Origin of the sequence: Acidovorax sp. (genome assembly GCF_021287135.1) — a bacterium.
GTDB lineage: Bacteria > Pseudomonadota > Gammaproteobacteria > Burkholderiales > Burkholderiaceae_C > Acidovorax.
In genome coordinates, this window is the sequence record NZ_JAJTBB010000015.1 from 1 (window position 1) to 16,136 (window position 16,136).

Consider the following 16,136-nt stretch of genomic DNA (forward strand, 5'->3'; position numbering starts at 1 on the left):
TCCGAACGGAGCTGCGAAGCAGCGCAGTGAGTTCTGCGGTGGCGCCCCCTGACCGAGCACCGCAGGTTGCCCGGAGCAGAGCGGAGGGACGCAGCCTGTAGGGTCGCCCTTTCTTTGGTTCCTTTCTTTCGGCGACGCGAACGAAAGGGACTCGCCCGCCGGGGCGACATCCCGGCTCCCGCCATCAGCGCAGGCATGCTGGGCAAATGGGCAAGCGAGCGGTAGGGCCCAGGCTTCGACAGGCTCAGCCCGAACGGGTGGGGTAGCGCCCCGGCTTCGAAAAGCTCAGCCCGAACAGGTCGGGCAAGGGCTCCTCACCATGGGAACAAGCGCACAAATATTTTTGCAAAGCAGTTGCTTGCTAAAAATATTCCGTTTTGCTATCGTGCCCCCATGCCCGCCCCCCTCCGTCGCCCCCGCGTCTCCGCATCCCCGGTAGCTGCGCCGCCAGCCCGCCCCCGCAAAGCCTCGTCCCCTGAACCGCTCGCAGCAGAAGCGCAGCAGCAGCAACAACCCCTCCGCCGCCCCCGGGGCCGCCCCCGCAAAACCGCCGAAGAGCTGGACGACGGCAACCGCCGCCGCAAGCTCATGGACACCGCCGCCAAGCTCTTTCTCACCCAGGGCTTCGCCGCCACCAGCACGCGCGACATCGCCGCCGCCGTGGGCATGCACAGCGGCTCGCCCTTCTATCACTTTGAAAGCAAGAGTGCGCTGCTCTTCGCCGTGATGAACGAAGGCATGGCCACTGCCGTGCAAAGCCAGCAGGCGGCCCTGGACGCCCTGGCGCAGCGCCAGCCGCGGGCCAGCGCGCGCGAGCGGCTGCGCGTGCTCATCCGCCACCATTTCGAGGTGCTGCTGGGTCCGCACAGCGGTTTCATCCCGGTGATGCTGTACGAGTGGCGTTCGCTGACGCCGGCGCAGCGCAAGAGCATCGCCCGCGTGAAGGACGCCTACGAGGCCGTGTGGATGCCCACGCTGGAAGCCCTTGCCCGCCAGAAGGCGCTGCAGGCCGAACCAGCCGTGGCACGACTGTTCATTTTTGGTGCGCTCAACTGGGCCGTGCAGTGGTTTGCGGCGCCCAAGAAGCAGGACAAAAAAGCTGGCAAGTCGCTCGACGAGCTGACCGACGAAGCGCTGGCCCTGTTCATTCGCGAGGACTGACCGATGGCGGCAACTACCTCCTCCACCACCTACCAATCCGTGTTCGCCCCCGGGCTGTTCGACGGCAAGGTGGTCATCATCACCGGCGGCGGCTCGGGCATCGGCCGCTGCACCGCGCACGAACTGGCCCGCCTGGGCGCGCACGTGGTGCTGGTGGGGCGCAAGCCCGAAAAGCTGCAAGCCGTTGCCGAAGAGATCGCCGCCGACGGCGGTGCAGCGTCCTGGCACGCCTGCGACATCCGGTCGGAAGACGCCGTGGCCTTGCTGGTGCAGCAGGTGCTGGCCGCGCAAGGGCGCATTGATGGCCTGGTGAACAATGCGGGCGGGCAGTTCATGGCGATGCTCGAATCCATCAGCGCCAAGGGCTGGGAGGCGGTGCTGAACACCAACCTCTCCGGTGGCTTTCTCATGGCGCGCGAGTGCTACCGGCAGTGGATGGCGGCGCAGGGCGGCTCCATTGTCAACATCGTGGCCGACATGTGGGGCTCCATGCCGGGCATGGGGCACAGCGGCGCGTCACGCGCGGGCATGGTCAGCTTCACCGAAACCGCCGCGCTCGAATGGGCCTGCAGCGGCGTGCGCGTGAATGCCGTGGCGCCGGGCTACATCGCATCGAGTGGCATGGACAACTACCCGCCCGCCGCCGCCCATCTGCTGCGCTCCATGCCACAGACGGTGCCGCTCGGCCGCTTTGGCAACGAGGCCGAGGTGTCGGCCGCCATCGTGTTCCTGCTCAGCCCGGCCGCCAGCTTCATCAGCGGCAGCACGCTGCGGGTGGACGGCGCGCGGCCCCAGGTGCGCCTGGGCTGGCCGCTACGGGTGCCGGATGCGACGGTGCAGCAGCGCGCCGCCATCCGGCCGTTTGCGGGGTTTCACCGCGCGCAGGTGCCGCGCGTGTTCGCTGCGGCGCCTGCAGCGCCATCGGCCGCCAGCGCCCCCAAGGACTCCGCATGACCACGGCCTTTGCTTCACGTTTCAACCCTGGCAGCGCCGAGGCGCAGGGCCGCCGCGTTGCATCCCTGGCGCGGCTGGAAGCCCTGCGCGCGCTGGAAGAGCGCGCCGCCGCGGCGTCTGCTCGCTCGCTGCCCCAGTTTGAAAAACGTGGCCAGCTGCTGCCCCGCCAGCGCGTGGCCCTGCTGCTGGATGCCGGCGCGCCCTGGCTGCCGCTGTGCACGCTGGCGGGCTACCTGCAGGATGTGAAAGACCCCGAGAAGTCCGTGCCCGGTGGCGGCATGGTCGCGGGCATCGGTTGGGTGAGCGGCGTGCGCTGCATGGTGGTGGCCAGTGATTCGGGCATCGAGGCCGGCGCCATCCAGCCCATGGGCCTCGAAAAGATACTGCGCGTGCAGGAGATCGCGCTGCAAAACCGCTTGCCGTTCATCCACCTGGTGGAGAGCGCGGGTGCCAACCTCATGCGCTACCGGGTGGAGGGCTTTGTGCACGGCGGCACGCTGTTCCGCAACCTCGCTCGGCTGTCGGCGGCGGGCATTCCGGTGATCACCGTGCAGCACGGCTCGGGCACCGCAGGCGGCGCCTACATGCCGGGCCTGTCGGATGTGGTCATCATGGTGCAGGGCCGCTCGCGCGCCTTTCTGGCCGGGCCGCCGCTGCTCAAGGCCGCCACGGGCGAGATCGCGACGGAAGAAGAACTGGGCGGCGCCGAGATGCACACCGCCATCTCCGGCCTGGGCGAATACCTGGCGCAGGACGACCGCGAGGCCATCGGCCTGGCGCGCGATGTGGTGGCGCAGCTGGGGTGGAACACCGCGCCCCGCACGGGCGCGCCTGAGCCCGCCTGGCCCGCTGACGACCTGCTGGCGCTGATGCCCGCCGACCTGCGCCAGCCCGTGGACATGCGCGAGGTGATGGCGCGGCTGGTCGATGGCTCCGAGCTGCTTGAATTCAAGGCCCGCTACGGCGTGGCCACCGTGTGCGCGCAGGGCCGCATCCAGGGCCACGCCGTGGGCTTCATCAGCAACAACGGCCCCATCGACGTGGCGGGTGCCAACAAGGCCACGCACTTCATCCAGTGGATGTGCCAGCTGGGCCACCCCATCATCTACCTGCAGAACACCACGGGCTACATGGTGGGCAAGGACAGCGAGCAGGGCGGCATGATCAAGCACGGCAGCAAGATGATCCAGGCCGTGACCAACGCCACCGTGCCGCAGATCACCCTCCAGTGCGGCGCCAGCTTTGGCGCGGGCAACTACGGCATGTGCGGGCGGGGCTATGCACCGCGCTTTCTGTTCAGCTGGCCCGGTGCCAAGACGGCGGTGATGGGCGGCGAGCAGGCTGCGCGCACCATGCAGATCGTGACCGAGGCGGCGCTGGCACGCAAAGGCATCACGCCCGACCCGGCCGAATCGCAAGCCCAGTTCGACAAGATCGTCGCCATGTTCGAGGCGCAGGCCGATGCGCTCGTAACCAGCGGTCTGTTGTTGGACGACGGCGTGATCGACCCGCGCGACACGCGGGCGGTGCTGGCGTTCTGCCTGGACACGATTGCCGAGGGCGCAGCGCGCACCCTCCGGCCCATGCAGTTCGGAGTGGCGCGCATGTAGCCAAGCACTGCCATGGCCCCCTCGCTCAAAAAAAGTAAGCCATCACGGAGACAAGCACCATGCAGTTCACGCACGAGCACCGCGAGATCCAGAAAACCCTCAAGCGTTTTATCGACGAAGAGATCAACCCCCATGTGGACGAGTGGGAGGCAGCCGAGATCTTCCCCGCGCACGAGGTCTTCAAAAAGATGGGCAACCTGGGCCTGCTGGGCCTGTGCAAGCCCGAGGAATACGGCGGCCAGGGGCTGGACTATTCGTACAGCCTGGCCATGGCCGAGGCGCTGGGCCACATCCACTGCGGCGGCGTGCCCATGGCCATCGGCGTGCAGACCGACATGTGCACCCCGGCGCTGGCGCGCTATGGCAGCGACGAACTCAAGCGCAACTTTCTGGCCCCCGCGATTGCGGGCGACATGGTGGGCTGCATTGGCGTGAGCGAGCCGGCGGCGGGCAGCGATGTGTCGGGCATCAAGAGTGTGGCGCGCAAGGATGGTGACGACTACGTGATCACCGGCCAGAAGATGTGGATCACCAACAGCCTGCAGGCCGACTGGATGTGCATGCTGGTGAACACCGGCGAAGGCCCCGTGCACAAGAACAAAAGCCTGGTGATGGTGCCCATGCGCGATGGACCGGGTGGCAAGCTCACCCAGGGCATCGAGGTGGCGCAGAAGATCCGCAAGATCGGCATGCACAGCAGTGACACCGGGCTCATCTACTTTGACGAGGTGCGTGTGCCACAGCGCTACCGCATCGGTGCCGAAGGGCAGGGCTTCATCTACCAGATGCAGCAGTTCCAGGAAGAGCGCCTGTGGTGCGCCGCCAGTACGCTCGAATCGCTGAACCACTGCATCCAGTGGACCATCGACTATGCGCAGGAGCGCAAGCTGTTTGGCAGCGCGCTGGCCGACCAGCAGTGGGTGCAGTTCAAGCTGGCCGAGCTGAAGACCGAGGTGGAGGCGCTGCGCGCACTCACCTACCGCGCCTGCGACCTGTACGTGAACGGGCAGGACGTGCTGGAGCTGGCCAGCATGGCCAAGCTCAAGGCCGGCCGCCTGAACCGCGAGGTGCCCGATACCTGCCTGCAGTTCTGGGGCGGCATGGGCTTCACGCTGGAGAACAAGGTCTCGCGCATGTACCGCGACGGGCGGCTGGCGTCCATCGGCGGTGGGGCCGACGAGGTCATGCTCGGCATCCTCGCCAAGCTCATGGGTATTGCGAAGCGTCCTGTATGAGGGGAACAAATTTACCCCTGCAAGGTGCAGCGCGCGCTGTACTGCCCCTCTCTCCTCGTGGGAGGGGGGTTGGGAAGAGGGGGTGAACGTGCGCCGCGCCCCAGTCCGAGACCCCTCTCCCCGGCCCTCTCCCGCAAGGGGAGAGGGAGTGAATGCAACCCGCTGCGCGCGCGCAACGAATCATTGAAATGACCCCTACCTCTCTGCTCATCGACCGAGCGCCGCTGGCCAGCGGCAGCGTGGAAACCTGGACGCTCAACGACTCTGCTAGCCGTAATGCCCTGTCTGAGGCGACGGTGGGCGCCCTGCTGGCCGCGTGCGAGCGCGCCGCTGCCGATGCCGACCTGCGTGGTGTGGTGCTGCGGGGCGCCGGCGGTCACTTTTGCGCGGGCGGTAGCCTGGGCGGTTTTGCCAAGACCATCGGCCAGCCCCTGGCTGTCGGCGAAGCCGACCCGCTGGTGCCACTGAACCGCCGCTTTGGTGCGCTGCTGCAGGCCCTGTGCGCGCTGCCGCAGTGGCTCATCGTGGCAGTGGAGGGCGCCGCGATGGGCGGCGGCTTTGGGCTCGTGTGCTGTGCCGATCAGGTGCTGGGCCACACCAGTGCGCAATTCGCCACGCCCGAGGTCACGCTGGGCATCGTGCCTGCGCAGATCGCGCCCTTTGTCGTGCGACGCCTCGGCCCGGCGGCAGCACGGCGGTGTTTGCTGACAGGCGAACGCTGGGATGCCGCGACGGCTCAACGCGCAGGGCTCGTGGATGAGGTGGTGGCGGGCGACATGGATGCTGCTGTGCAAGCCGCCATCGCGCGCCACGCCGCCGCAGCGCCGCGGGCCGTGGCCGCCACCAAACGGTTATTGCTGGCGCACGCGGATACGCCGTTGCCGGTGCTGCTCGATGACGCTGCCATCGCCTTCGCGCAGGCGCTGCGCGGGCCTGAGGCGCCGCAAGGGCTGGGGGCGTTTGCTGCGCGCAAGGCACCCCCCTGGAGTGCGAAGCTATGAAAAAAATTCTCATCGCCAATCGCGGCGTTCATGCCGCAGGCATGGCGAAGCAAATTGCTCGCGCACGCGAAGCGTGGAGGCGGGCGATGGAGCCGCGAGGGCACGGCTTATGAAAAAGATACTCATCGCCAATCGCGGCGAAATCGCGCGCCGCGTCATTCACTCCGCCCACCGCATGGGCATAGAAACGGTGGCCGTCTACTCCGACCCCGACGCCAACGCTCTGCATGTGGGCGAGGCCACCCAGGCCGTGGCCTTGGGCGGCGCAGCCAGCGCCGACACCTACCTGCGCATCGACAAGCTGCTGGCCGCCGCGCGTGCCACCGGCGCCGATGCTGTGCACCCCGGCTATGGTTTTCTCAGCGAGAACGCTGACTTTGCCCAGGCCGTGGTCGACGCGGGCCTGACCTGGATCGGCCCGCCGCCCACCGCCATCCGCGCACTGGGCAGCAAGGCCGGTGCCAAGGCGCTGGCGGCCGCGCGTGGCGTGCCGTGCCTGCCCGGCTACGCGGGCGACGACCAGAGCGACGAACGCTTTGCTGCCGAGGCCATGCGTATCGGCACCCCCCTCATGGTCAAGGCCGTGGCGGGTGGGGGAGGGCGCGGCATGCGCCTGGTCACCGACTTGGCGCAGTTGCCTGCGGCGTTGGCCAGTGCCCGGTCCGAAGCGCTGGCGGGCTTTGGCTGTGGCGACCTGCTGATCGAACGCGCCCTGCTGCAGCCGCGGCATGTAGAGGTGCAGGTCTTAGCCGATGCTCACGGTGCGTGCATCCACCTGGGTGAGCGCGATTGCTCGGTGCAGCGCCGCCACCAGAAGATCATTGAAGAGTCCCCCAGCCCCGCCGTGGACGCCGCGCTGCGCGAGCGCATGGGTGCCTGCGCCGTGGCGCTGGCACAGGCCGCTGGCTATGTGGGTGCGGGTACGGTGGAATTCCTTCTGGATGGGGCTGAATTCTTCTTGATGGAGATGAACACCCGCCTGCAAGTGGAGCACCCGGTGACCGAAGCGCTCACCGGTCTGGACCTGGTGGAGTGGCAGATCCGCGTGGCGCGGGGCGAGCCGCTGCCGCTCACGCAAGACCAGGTGCAACTGCAAGGCCACGCCATCGAAGTGCGCCTGGGCGCCGAAGACGCGCATTTCCGCCCCCACACGGGCCGTGTGCTGCAATTCAGCGCGCCGCCGGCCACCGCGTTTGAGCGGGCTGCGCCGGGCGCGCTGCGCTTTGACCACGCGCTGGAAGAGGGCGCCGAGGTCACTCCCCACTACGACGCCCTGCTGGGCAAGCTCATCGTGCACGCCCCCACGCGGGCCGACGCCATCGCCGCGCTGGTGCGTGCGCTGCACAGCACCCGTGTGCTGGGCCTGCCCACCAACCGCGCGTTTCTGGCCGCCTGCCTGCAGCACCCGGTGTTTGCCAGCGGGCAGGCGCTGGTCCCGTTTCTTGCGGAGCATGCTGCGGATTTGCAGAATTTGCTATTAAAACAGGAGCTGCTTGCGCTTATCCCTTCTGCGCTAGAGGCCGTTTTTGCTTCAAACCCGGCGCAGAGCCTGCCCTGTGCCCTGGCCCGCCCGCTGCGCTTGCGCCACCAAGGGCAGGTGCATGCGCTGGCCGTGCGCGAGCTGGGCGACCGGCGCCTGCAGGTGGAGCTGGCCGGGGTAGAGCCTGTGACTTTGCAACTGCCCCAGCGCGGCGTGCACTGCGTGGCGGTGGACCCCCGGCGCTGGCACTGGCAAGCCGGCGGCGTGGACGGCTGGGTGGAAGACGCCTCGTGGGAGCCTGCCGCACGTGCCGATGCCGCTGGCGGCGCCACCGAGCTGCGCGCCCCCTTCAACGGCAAGGTGGTTGCGCTGCCCGTGGCCGCAGGCCAGGCGCTGTCGGCGGGCGACACCGTGGTGGTCATCGAATCCATGAAGCTCGAACACAGCCTGGCCAGCCCCGCGGCCGCCACGGTGGCCGAGCTGTTGGTGGACCCCGGCCAGCAGGTGTCGCCCGGCCAGGTGCTGGCCCGCTTTGCACCCGCCACGCAAGGAACGCCCGCATGACTGCCACATCCGATGCGACCTCTGCGAGCGACGAAGACCGCACTGCCCTGGCCGACACCGTCACCCGCTTTGCCCGCACCGAGATCGCACCGCATGTGGGTGCGTGGGATGCCGCCGGTGAATTCCCTCGCAGCCTGTACCGCCGCGCGGCCGACCTGGGCCTGCTGGGCCTGGGCTACCCCGAGGCCTACGGCGGCACGCCCGCCAGCTACCAGCTGCGCCTGCCGCTGTGGCGCGCGCTCAGCCGCCATGGCGCCAGCGGCGGTGTGCTGGCCAGCCTGCTCTCGCACAACATCGGCCTGCCGCCCGTGCTGGCGCATGGCAGCGACGCCGTGCGTGCCGAGGTCATCCCGCCCGTGCTGGCAGGCGAGCAGATCGCCGCGCTGGCCATCACCGAGCCCGGTGGCGGGTCCGACGTAGCCCAGCTCAGGACCACAGCGCGGCGCGAGGGCGACGAGTACATCGTCAACGGTGAAAAGGTGTTCATCACCTCCGGCATGCGCGCGGACTGGATCACCGTGGCTGTTCGTACCGGTGAAGCAGGTAGCAAAGGCAGTGCAGGTATTTCCATGCTGCTCATCCCCGGCCACAGCGTGGGCCTCTCGCGCACGCGCCTCGACAAGATGGGCTGGCTCTGCTCCGACACCGCCCACCTGCGGTTTGACAACGTGCGCGTGCCTGTCCGCTACCTGCTGGGCGAGGAGGGCGCGGGCTTTCGCATCATCATGGCCAACTTCAACAGCGAGCGTTTTGGTCTGGCCGCATCGGCCCTGGGCTTTGCCGAGGCCTGCTACGACGAGGCCCTGGCCTGGGCGCGCCAGCGCAAGACCTTTGGTGCAGCGTTGGTCGAGCACCAGGTCATCCGCCACAAGCTGGTGGACATGCAGATGCGCATCCAGTCCACGGCCGCGTGGTGCGAATCCGTGGCCGCGCAGGCCGATGCGGGGCGCACCGGACCGGAATGGGTGGCTCAGGTGTGTTTGCTCAAAAACCACGCCACTCAAACCCTGCAGTTCTGCGCCGACCAGGCCGTGCAGATCCTGGGCGGCATGGGCTTCATGCGCGGCACCGTCAGCGAGCGCATCTACCGCGAGGTCAAGGTCATGATGATCGGCGGCGGTGCGGAAGAAATCATGAAAGACCTGGCTGCACGTCAGCTGGGCATCTGAAGGAGACAGCCACCATGCACAGCACCGACCGCGGCAACAAAGCCATCATCACCTGCGCCATCACCGGCGTGCTGACCGACCCCGGCCAGCACCACGTGCCCGTCACGCCCGAGCAACTGGCCAAAGAGGCCCGCCGTGCCTACGACGCAGGCGCTGCAGTGGTCCACGTGCACTTTCGCAACCAGGAGCCCGGCAAAGGCCACCTGCCCAGCTGGGACCCGCAGGTGGCACGCGACTGCGTGCAGGCCATGCGCGAGGCCTGCCCGGGCTTGATCATCAACCAGACCACCGGCGTGGTCGGCCCCAATTACCAAGGCCCGCTCGACTGCCTGCGCGCCACCCGCCCCGAGATGGCCGCGTGCAACGCCGGCTCGCTCAACTACCTGAAGGTGCGCAGCAACGGCACCTGGGCCTGGCCGCCCATGCTGTTCGACAACCAGCCCGCCAAGGTCAAGGACTTCATCGACGTGATGCTGGAGACCGGCACGCTGCCCGAGTTTGAATGCTTTGACGTGGGCATCGTGCGCTGCGTGGAGATGTATGTGCAGACCGGCATGTACACCGAGCGCCTGCCCGAATACAACTTTGTGATGGGCGTCGAATCGGGCATGCCTGCCGACCCAGACCTGTTGCCCATCCTGCTCAAGCTCAAGATCAAGGACGCCCCCTGGCAAGCCACCGTCATCGGCCGCAGCGAGATCTGGCCCGTGCACCAGCGCGTGGCCGAGCTGGGCGGGCATCTGCGCACGGGGCTGGAGGACACGTTCTATCTGCCCGATGGGACCAAGGCGGATTCGAACGGGCCGTTGATTGAGAAGCTTGCGGAGTACGCGCGCAACGCGGGGCGGGAGGTGGCGTCGCCGCAGGAGGCGCGGGGGATGCTGGGGTTGCCGGATTCAGTGAAGACTGCCGTCATCTGATGCCCGCAGCCTGGGTGGCCGTCGGCTCTCAGCAGGTGATTGACATCCTTGCAAATTGATCGCTGCACGATCAATTTGCAAGGTAAGCGGCCGCTTTCGAACGTCCGGGTGTTTCCCAGATTTGAGAAAATTCGAGTTGCGCGCTTGGTGGGCGAGCGCTGTTAGCTATCAAAGAGGGAGTAAAAGTCTAACTGGGTTGATGGTATAGGGGTAAAAAAATATACTTGTCCGTATAAGTGTTTGCAAAGGAGTTCGCCATGTCCCAAATCACACTTTATCTGGACGATGCCACCCAAGCTTTGGTGGAGCAGGCCGCACAGGCCAACGGAGTATCCAAAAGCCGGTGGGTCGCTGACATCATCCGCAAGTACGCATCCCACGAGTGGCCGCAAGATTGCTTGAACCTTGCGGGCCGCTTTGCTGACTTCCCCTTGCGAGAACAGGGCTCTGGCCAACCTGCGGATGTGCCACGAGTGGGCTTTTGAGCATGCTGCTTCTCGACAGCAACACAATCAGCTATTACTTCCGTGGCGATTCTCTGGTGGTGCCGCGTATGCAGGCCCTAAAGCCTGCCGACGTTGGAGTGCCCGCTATTGTTGAGTACGAATTACGGTATGGATTGATGCGCTTGCCGCCTGAGGCTGCAGCGCCACGGCTTGCTGCATTGGCCACATTTTTGCAGCCGTTGCAGGTGCTGCCGTTTGACAGTGAATGCGCTGCGTATGCGGCGCGAGTCCGTGCTGAACTGGAGTCGATCGGAATGCCCATTGGTCCGCACGACACGCTGATCGCGGCAACTACTTTGCGGCACCAGGCCACATTGGTGACGCGCAACGTGCGGGAGTTTTCGCGGGTGCCAGGGTTGCAGTGGGAGGATTGGCATGCCGGTTAGAGATTTCTCTTCTGAGCAAGCTAGGGAGGAGCTACGGGAACTCGTTGGGTATGAAGACTGGTTACTCCAGCACGTTTACAAGCTGACCGAGGATGAAGTATTTCCTGTATGGCCAGACGCTGTTGTGTATGACGCAGACACTAAATCCGCAGTCGTCAGAAATTCTGGACGACTCCATATGATGCTTGGCGATTGGCGCCCAGGTTTCCTCCAAGTCGCGCCACCCCTGGTCTTTGTCGCTTCTTTCAAGCTGCTCGATATGTTGTTCGAGTGGATTCTCAAGGGGAACGGTCAGCCCGCAGACTTCCGCTTTAAGGAGAAGATCAAGCAACTAGCCTCGCCAGGCCTTGTATACCCATCCGTCCTGCATGCCCGGCCATGGTTGGTGGCCGCTCTAACGGCGCTCTACAAGTGCTCTGAGCCGCTGCGCGGAACCATCATTCACTCTCGCCATTTTGATTCGTCGAATGGGGGATTGCGGATCGCAAGCTCGAAGAATGAGGTAATTGGCGAGCCGATTGATCTCAGTGCGGAGGACCTGCGCACATATGCGCAGCTCTCGGTGTCGGTGCTCAAGTATCTGCACGGTGATTGGCATTTGGATACCCATCGCGAGAAATGCCTGCGTTGGCAAATCGATGCGCTTCAAAAATTGCACAGGTTGGAGCCGTTGGGGCAAGCGCAGCCTCGTCATATGTGCGTCCGGTGGAACACACGCGATCCCCACATACGAATCGTTGATGTCGCTCGCCTACAAAGAGACATCTTGGAACGCAACGCTGGCCAAGATGTCACTTTCGACCTGAGGATCGTCATCACCGAAGATGAGAGCAATCCCCCACGCGCCTATCTCATCCCTTGTGAAGTCCTGCCGAGGTTGGACTCGCTCCCTGAAGAGCGATGGTCAGATTACATCAGTCCGATTTCCGACGAGACCGAAGTAGCTGCGTCAATTCAAAAAGCGGGACAGTAGCGTTTTATTGCGGCACTGGTTTCACCTTCGACGTTGAATCCTGCGCCGTACGTCGCCGCCAGTTCATCCGCCCGCTTTAGGAACGCTTCCACCCCAGTTCCATAGATGAACTGCATCGCCCCCCCCGTCCACGCCGGAAACCCGATCCCAAAGATCGACCCGATGTTCGCGTCATGCACGCTGGTCAGCACCCCCTCAGCCAGGCAGCGCGCAGTCTCGATGGCTTGGCGGTAGAGCAGACGGTCCTGAATCTCCTGCGCGCTCCACTGCACGCCGGGCTTTTCGAACAGGGGTTTCAGCTCCGGCCACAGGTGCTTCCTGGCGCCTGCGGGGTAGTCATAAAAGCCGCCACCACCCGCGCGGCCGGGGCGCTTCAACTCCTTGACCATGCGCTCCACCAGCAGTTCGCCGGGTGTGGCGGTGTAGGTCTTGCCTTCGGCCGCGTAGTCGGCGCGGGTCTGGTCCAGCACGTGCACGCTCAGGGTCAGCGCGGTTTCATCCAACACGGCCAGCGGGCCCACGGGCAGGCCGGCCTGCATGGCGGCGTTTTCGATGGCGGCGGCGGGGATGCCTTCGCCCAGCATGGCGGCGCCCTCCATCACAAAGGTGCCAAAGGTGCGGCTGGTGTAGAAGCCGCGGGAGTCGTTGACCACGATGGGCACCTTGCCCAGGGCCTGCACGTAGTCGAAGGCTCGGGCCACGGTTTCGTCGTCCGTCTGTTTGCCGCGGATGATCTCCACCAGCTTCATCTTGTCCACGGGGCTGAAGAAGTGGATGCCGACAAACTTCTCGGGCCGGCTGCTGGCGGCGGCCAAGCCGCTGATGGGCAGGGTGGAGGTGTTGCTGGCAAAGAAGCCGCCGGGCGCCAGTTGCGGCTCGGCCTCTTGCGTGACCTTGGCTTTCAGGTCGCGGCTTTCAAACACGGCTTCGATGATGAGGTCGCAGCCCGCCAGGTCGGCCGCGCTGGCGGTGGGCGTGATGCGGGCCAGCAGCGCCTGCTGCGCCTCGGCGGTCATGCGGCCCTTGTCCATACGGGCCTGGGTGAGTTTGGCGCTGTAAGCCTTGCCGGCTTCGGCCTTCTCCGTACTCACGTCCTTGAGCACGGTGGCGATGCCCCGGCTGGCCTGGGCCCAGGCGATGCCTGCGCCCATCATGCCGGCGCCCAGGATGCCGACCTTTTGCGGCTTGTAGCGTGGGGCCGTGCCGGGGCGCGACTTGCCGCTCTTGATCGCGTTCATGTCGAAGAAGAACGTGTTGATCATGTTGCGCGCCACGGGGCCCGTCATCAGGCGGGCGAGGTAGCGGCTTTCGATGCGCAGGGCGGTGTCGTAGTCCACCATGGCGCCTTCGACCATGGCGGCCAGCGCAGCCTCGGGCGCGGGGTAGCGGCCACGAGTGGTCTTCTTGAGCATGGCGGGCGCGACGGTGAGGGCGCCTGCGATCTTCGGGTTGGCGGGCGTGCCGCCGGGCATCTTGTAGTTTTTGTCGTCCCACGGCTGCACCGCGTGCGGGTGGGTGGCGATGTGGGCCAGGGCGGCGGGCAGCAACTGCTCGCGCGTGGCAACCAGCTCGTGCACCAGTTGCAGCTCCAGCGCCTCGGCGGGGTTGAAGAGCTTGCCTTCCAGGATGTAAGGCTGCGCGCCCATCAGGCCCAGCAGGCGGGTCATCTTGGTCACGCCGGTGGCGCCAGGCATCAGCCCCAGCGTGACCTCGGGCAGGCCGAACTGGATCTTGGGGTCGGCCACGGCGATGCGGTAGTGGGCGACCAGCGCCACTTCCCAGCCGCCGCCCAGCGCCGCGCCATTCAGGCAGGCCACCACGGGAATGCCCAGCGTTTCGAGCGTGCGGAAGTGCTTCTTCATGCGCTCGATTTCGCCGAACACGGCAGGAGCATCGGCAGGTGTCAGGCGCATGGTGGCCTTGAGGTCGGCCCCGGCAAAGAAGCTGGTTTTGGCGGATGCGAGCACGATGCCTTTGAGCGCAGTGCCCAGGCGTTCGCGGTCGCCCAGCACCTGGGCGGTGACCTCGCCCAGCTCTTGCTGCCACTGGCGGCACATGGTGTTGACGGGGGAGTTGGTTTCGTCAAAGGTGATAACGGCAACTTCGCCGTCGGTGCCCTGGGCGGGGATGAGTTCGTAGCGGATGGTTTGCATGCTGATGTCTCCGAATCTGTAATGCGGCATAGCGCCGCTATGGGGCCCGGCCTTAGATGAAGCGTGGCCGAGGCCAGCGGACGCCGTGGAACTGGCTTGGCCAGGCCAGTGGCGTCGTCCCCCTTCCCATCGCGCAGCGATGAGGGGCTCCAGAAGCGGCTGGACCGCTTCGGGGGGAGGCGGCGCAGCCGCTCAGGGGGTTGTTCCTCATACGCGCTCGACGATGGTGGCAATGCCCATGCCGCCGCCCACGCAAAGGGTTGCGAGTCCGTACCGCAGCTGGCGCCGGTGCAGCTCGTCGATCAAGGTGCCGAGGATCATGGCGCCCGTCGCCCCCAGCGGGTGGCCCATGGCGATGGCGCCGCCGTTCACGTTGACCTTGTCGTGCGGCACGCCCAGCTCGCGCATGAAGCGCATGGGCACGGCGGCAAAGGCCTCGTTCACTTCAAACAGGTCGATCTGGTCGATGGTCATGCCCGCACGGGCCAGCGCCTTCTTGGCGGCCGGCACGGGGCCGGTGAGCATGATGGTGGGATCGGCACCGCTCAGCGCCGTGGCCACGATGCGTGCGCGGGGCGTGAGGCCGTGCGCCTGGGCGGCGGCCTCGTTGCCGATGAGCACGGCGGCTGCGCCGTCCACAATGCCCGACGAATTGCCCGCGTGGTGCACGTGGTGGATGCGCTCCACCTGCGGGTAGCGCTGCAGCGCCACGGCGTCAAAGCCCATGCCGCCCAACTGCTCGAACGAGGGCTTGAGCGCGCCCAGGCCCTCCAGCGTGGTGTGGGGCTTGATGAATTCGTCCTCGGCCAGGATGGTTTGGCCGATGAAGTCGCGCACGGGCACGACGGAGTTTTTGAAGTAGCCCGCCGCGCGCGCGGCGGTGGCGCGGCGCTGCGATTCAAGTGCGAAGGCGTCCACGTCGGCGCGGGTGTAGCCGTCCAGCGTGGCGATCAGGTCGGCGCCGATGCCCTGGGGCACGAACAGCGTGGCGGAGTTGGTGGCGGGGTCTTGCGCCCAGGCGCCGCCGTCGGAGCCAATGGGAACGCGGCTCATGCTCTCCACGCCGCCGGCCACCACCAGGTCCTCCCAGCCGCTGCGCACCTTTTGTGCGGCCAGGTTCACCGCTTCGAGGCCTGATGCGCAGAAGCGGTTGATCTGCACGCCCGCGCAGCGAAAGTCCCACCCGGCCTTGAGTGCGGCCACCTTGGGCAGCACCGCGCCTTGTTCACCCACGGGCGAGACGATGCCCATGACCACGTCGTCCACCGCGGCGGTGTCAAAGCGGTGGCGCGCTTGCAGCTCGGTCAGCAGGCCCACCAGCAGGTCGATGGGCTTGACCTCGTGCAGGGTGCCGTCCTTCTTGCCTTTGCCGCGCGGGGTGCGCAGCGCGTCGAATACATAGGCTTCGGTCATGGTGGGTCTCCGTGGTTTTCAAACTGGGTGGCGGGGGCGTGTGGCGTGGAGGAGCGGTGGGGGACTCACACCACCACAGCACGCTTTCTGACGTTGGCGCAGCGCTTTTTTGCACTATCGTTGCGCTGTTGCGATATGAATCTTCGGCTATGAAACCAACTCCATCTTCCGCCCTGCAGCGCATGGTCCGTGGCGCTATTGAGTATGACGATACGCGCGAAGGCTTTGCGCTGGAACACCATGTGGTGCTGGCGGCCTCCAGTGCACTGGCCGTGGCAGCCTTCATGGCGCCCAGCCGCAGCGCGGCGGCGATCCGGGGCATTGGCGCAGGGCTGCTGCTGATGCGTGCCCTGAGCGGCACCCAGGGCGTCCGCTCCTGGTTGAACGTGACCGACCGCCGTCCCGGCGCACCGCTCAGCCCCGAGGAGGCGCGGGCCACCTGGTATTTGTGACGGTGTTCGTCGCCCCCGCAAGCCCACATGCCTTCAAACCCGCGAGGCCGATCACGCTGAGCTGAACGAAGCGCGGCGCGGGGCTTCGACCAGCTCAGCTTGAGCAGCAGGGGGTGATTGAACGCGAGGCCTGGGGGGCCAAGGTTCGTGCGAGGCGGG

General features: G+C 66.4%; 14 protein-coding genes. 12 read left to right on the forward strand and 2 right to left on the reverse strand.

The features are described from left to right. Window positions 1-393 precede the first annotated feature (393 nt). The 11 genes from LWW96_RS03085 to LWW96_RS03135 all read left to right on the forward strand — a co-directional run bounded on the left by LWW96_RS03085 (window position 394) and on the right by LWW96_RS03135 (window position 11,959). On the forward strand, window positions 394-1,161 hold the full coding sequence (locus LWW96_RS03085) for a TetR/AcrR family transcriptional regulator (RefSeq protein ID WP_291484201.1): 768 nt from the start codon (window positions 394-396) through the stop codon (window positions 1,159-1,161). Between the two features lie 3 nt (window positions 1,162-1,164). Further along, on the forward strand, window positions 1,165-2,115 hold the full coding sequence (locus LWW96_RS03090; RefSeq protein ID WP_291484202.1) for an SDR family oxidoreductase: 951 nt from the start codon (window positions 1,165-1,167) through the stop codon (window positions 2,113-2,115). Further along, entirely contained in the window at window positions 2,112-3,725 is a 1,614-nt protein-coding gene (locus LWW96_RS03095) for a carboxyl transferase domain-containing protein (protein WP_291484203.1), read from the forward strand. Before LWW96_RS03090 ends, LWW96_RS03095 begins: the two co-directional genes overlap by 4 nt. Before the next feature lie 59 nt (window positions 3,726-3,784). Next, window positions 3,785-4,960 (forward strand): acyl-CoA dehydrogenase family protein, encoded by a 1,176-nt coding sequence (locus tag LWW96_RS03100; protein ID WP_291484204.1) that lies wholly within the window; start codon window positions 3,785-3,787, stop codon window positions 4,958-4,960. 188 nt (window positions 4,961-5,148) lie between these two features. Further along, window positions 5,149-5,961 (forward strand): enoyl-CoA hydratase-related protein, encoded by an 813-nt coding sequence (locus tag LWW96_RS03105; RefSeq protein WP_291484205.1) that lies wholly within the window; start codon window positions 5,149-5,151, stop codon window positions 5,959-5,961. A 109-nt stretch (window positions 5,962-6,070) separates the two neighbouring features. After that, window positions 6,071-8,005, forward strand: coding sequence for a biotin carboxylase N-terminal domain-containing protein (locus LWW96_RS03110; protein ID WP_291484206.1), 1,935 nt, complete (start codon window positions 6,071-6,073; stop codon window positions 8,003-8,005). Beyond that, window positions 8,002-9,174: an acyl-CoA dehydrogenase family protein gene (locus LWW96_RS03115; protein WP_291484207.1), complete on the forward strand. Its 1,173-nt coding sequence runs from the start codon at window positions 8,002-8,004 to the stop codon at window positions 9,172-9,174. The genes LWW96_RS03110 and LWW96_RS03115 overlap by 4 nt, the downstream gene beginning before the upstream one ends. Window positions 9,175-9,188: 14 nt before the next feature. After that, complete coding sequence (locus tag LWW96_RS03120; RefSeq protein WP_291484208.1) at window positions 9,189-10,094, forward strand: 3-keto-5-aminohexanoate cleavage protein; 906 nt, start codon at window positions 9,189-9,191, stop codon at window positions 10,092-10,094. 257 nt (window positions 10,095-10,351) lie between these two features. After that, a complete protein-coding gene (locus LWW96_RS03125; protein ID WP_291484209.1) occupies window positions 10,352-10,579 on the forward strand; it encodes a CopG family transcriptional regulator in 228 nt (75 codons plus the stop codon). Window positions 10,580-10,581: 2 nt separating this feature from the next. Next, window positions 10,582-10,986, forward strand: coding sequence for a type II toxin-antitoxin system VapC family toxin (locus LWW96_RS03130; RefSeq protein ID WP_291484210.1), 405 nt, complete (start codon window positions 10,582-10,584; stop codon window positions 10,984-10,986). 178 nt (window positions 10,987-11,164) lie between these two features. Then, complete coding sequence (locus LWW96_RS03135) at window positions 11,165-11,959, forward strand: hypothetical protein (RefSeq protein ID WP_291484211.1); 795 nt, start codon at window positions 11,165-11,167, stop codon at window positions 11,957-11,959. Here LWW96_RS03135 and LWW96_RS03140 read toward each other — a convergent pair. Both LWW96_RS03140 and LWW96_RS03145 read right to left on the reverse strand, forming a co-directional pair. Continuing rightward, window positions 11,941-14,112, reverse strand: a complete 2,172-nt coding sequence (locus LWW96_RS03140) for a 3-hydroxyacyl-CoA dehydrogenase NAD-binding domain-containing protein (protein ID WP_291484212.1) — start codon at window positions 14,110-14,112, stop codon at window positions 11,941-11,943. The genes LWW96_RS03135 and LWW96_RS03140 overlap by 19 nt on opposite strands. 207 nt (window positions 14,113-14,319) lie before the next feature. Further along, the gene (locus LWW96_RS03145) at window positions 14,320-15,525 is read right to left on the reverse strand and encodes an acetyl-CoA C-acetyltransferase (protein ID WP_291484213.1); all 1,206 of its coding nucleotides are present in this window, start codon (window positions 15,523-15,525) and stop codon (window positions 14,320-14,322) included. A gap of 149 nt (window positions 15,526-15,674) precedes the next feature. Here LWW96_RS03145 and LWW96_RS03150 point away from each other — a divergent pair, with 149 nt between their 5' ends. Next, complete coding sequence (locus LWW96_RS03150) at window positions 15,675-15,977, forward strand: hypothetical protein (RefSeq protein ID WP_291484214.1); 303 nt, start codon at window positions 15,675-15,677, stop codon at window positions 15,975-15,977. The last annotated feature ends 159 nt before the right edge of the window (window positions 15,978-16,136 follow it).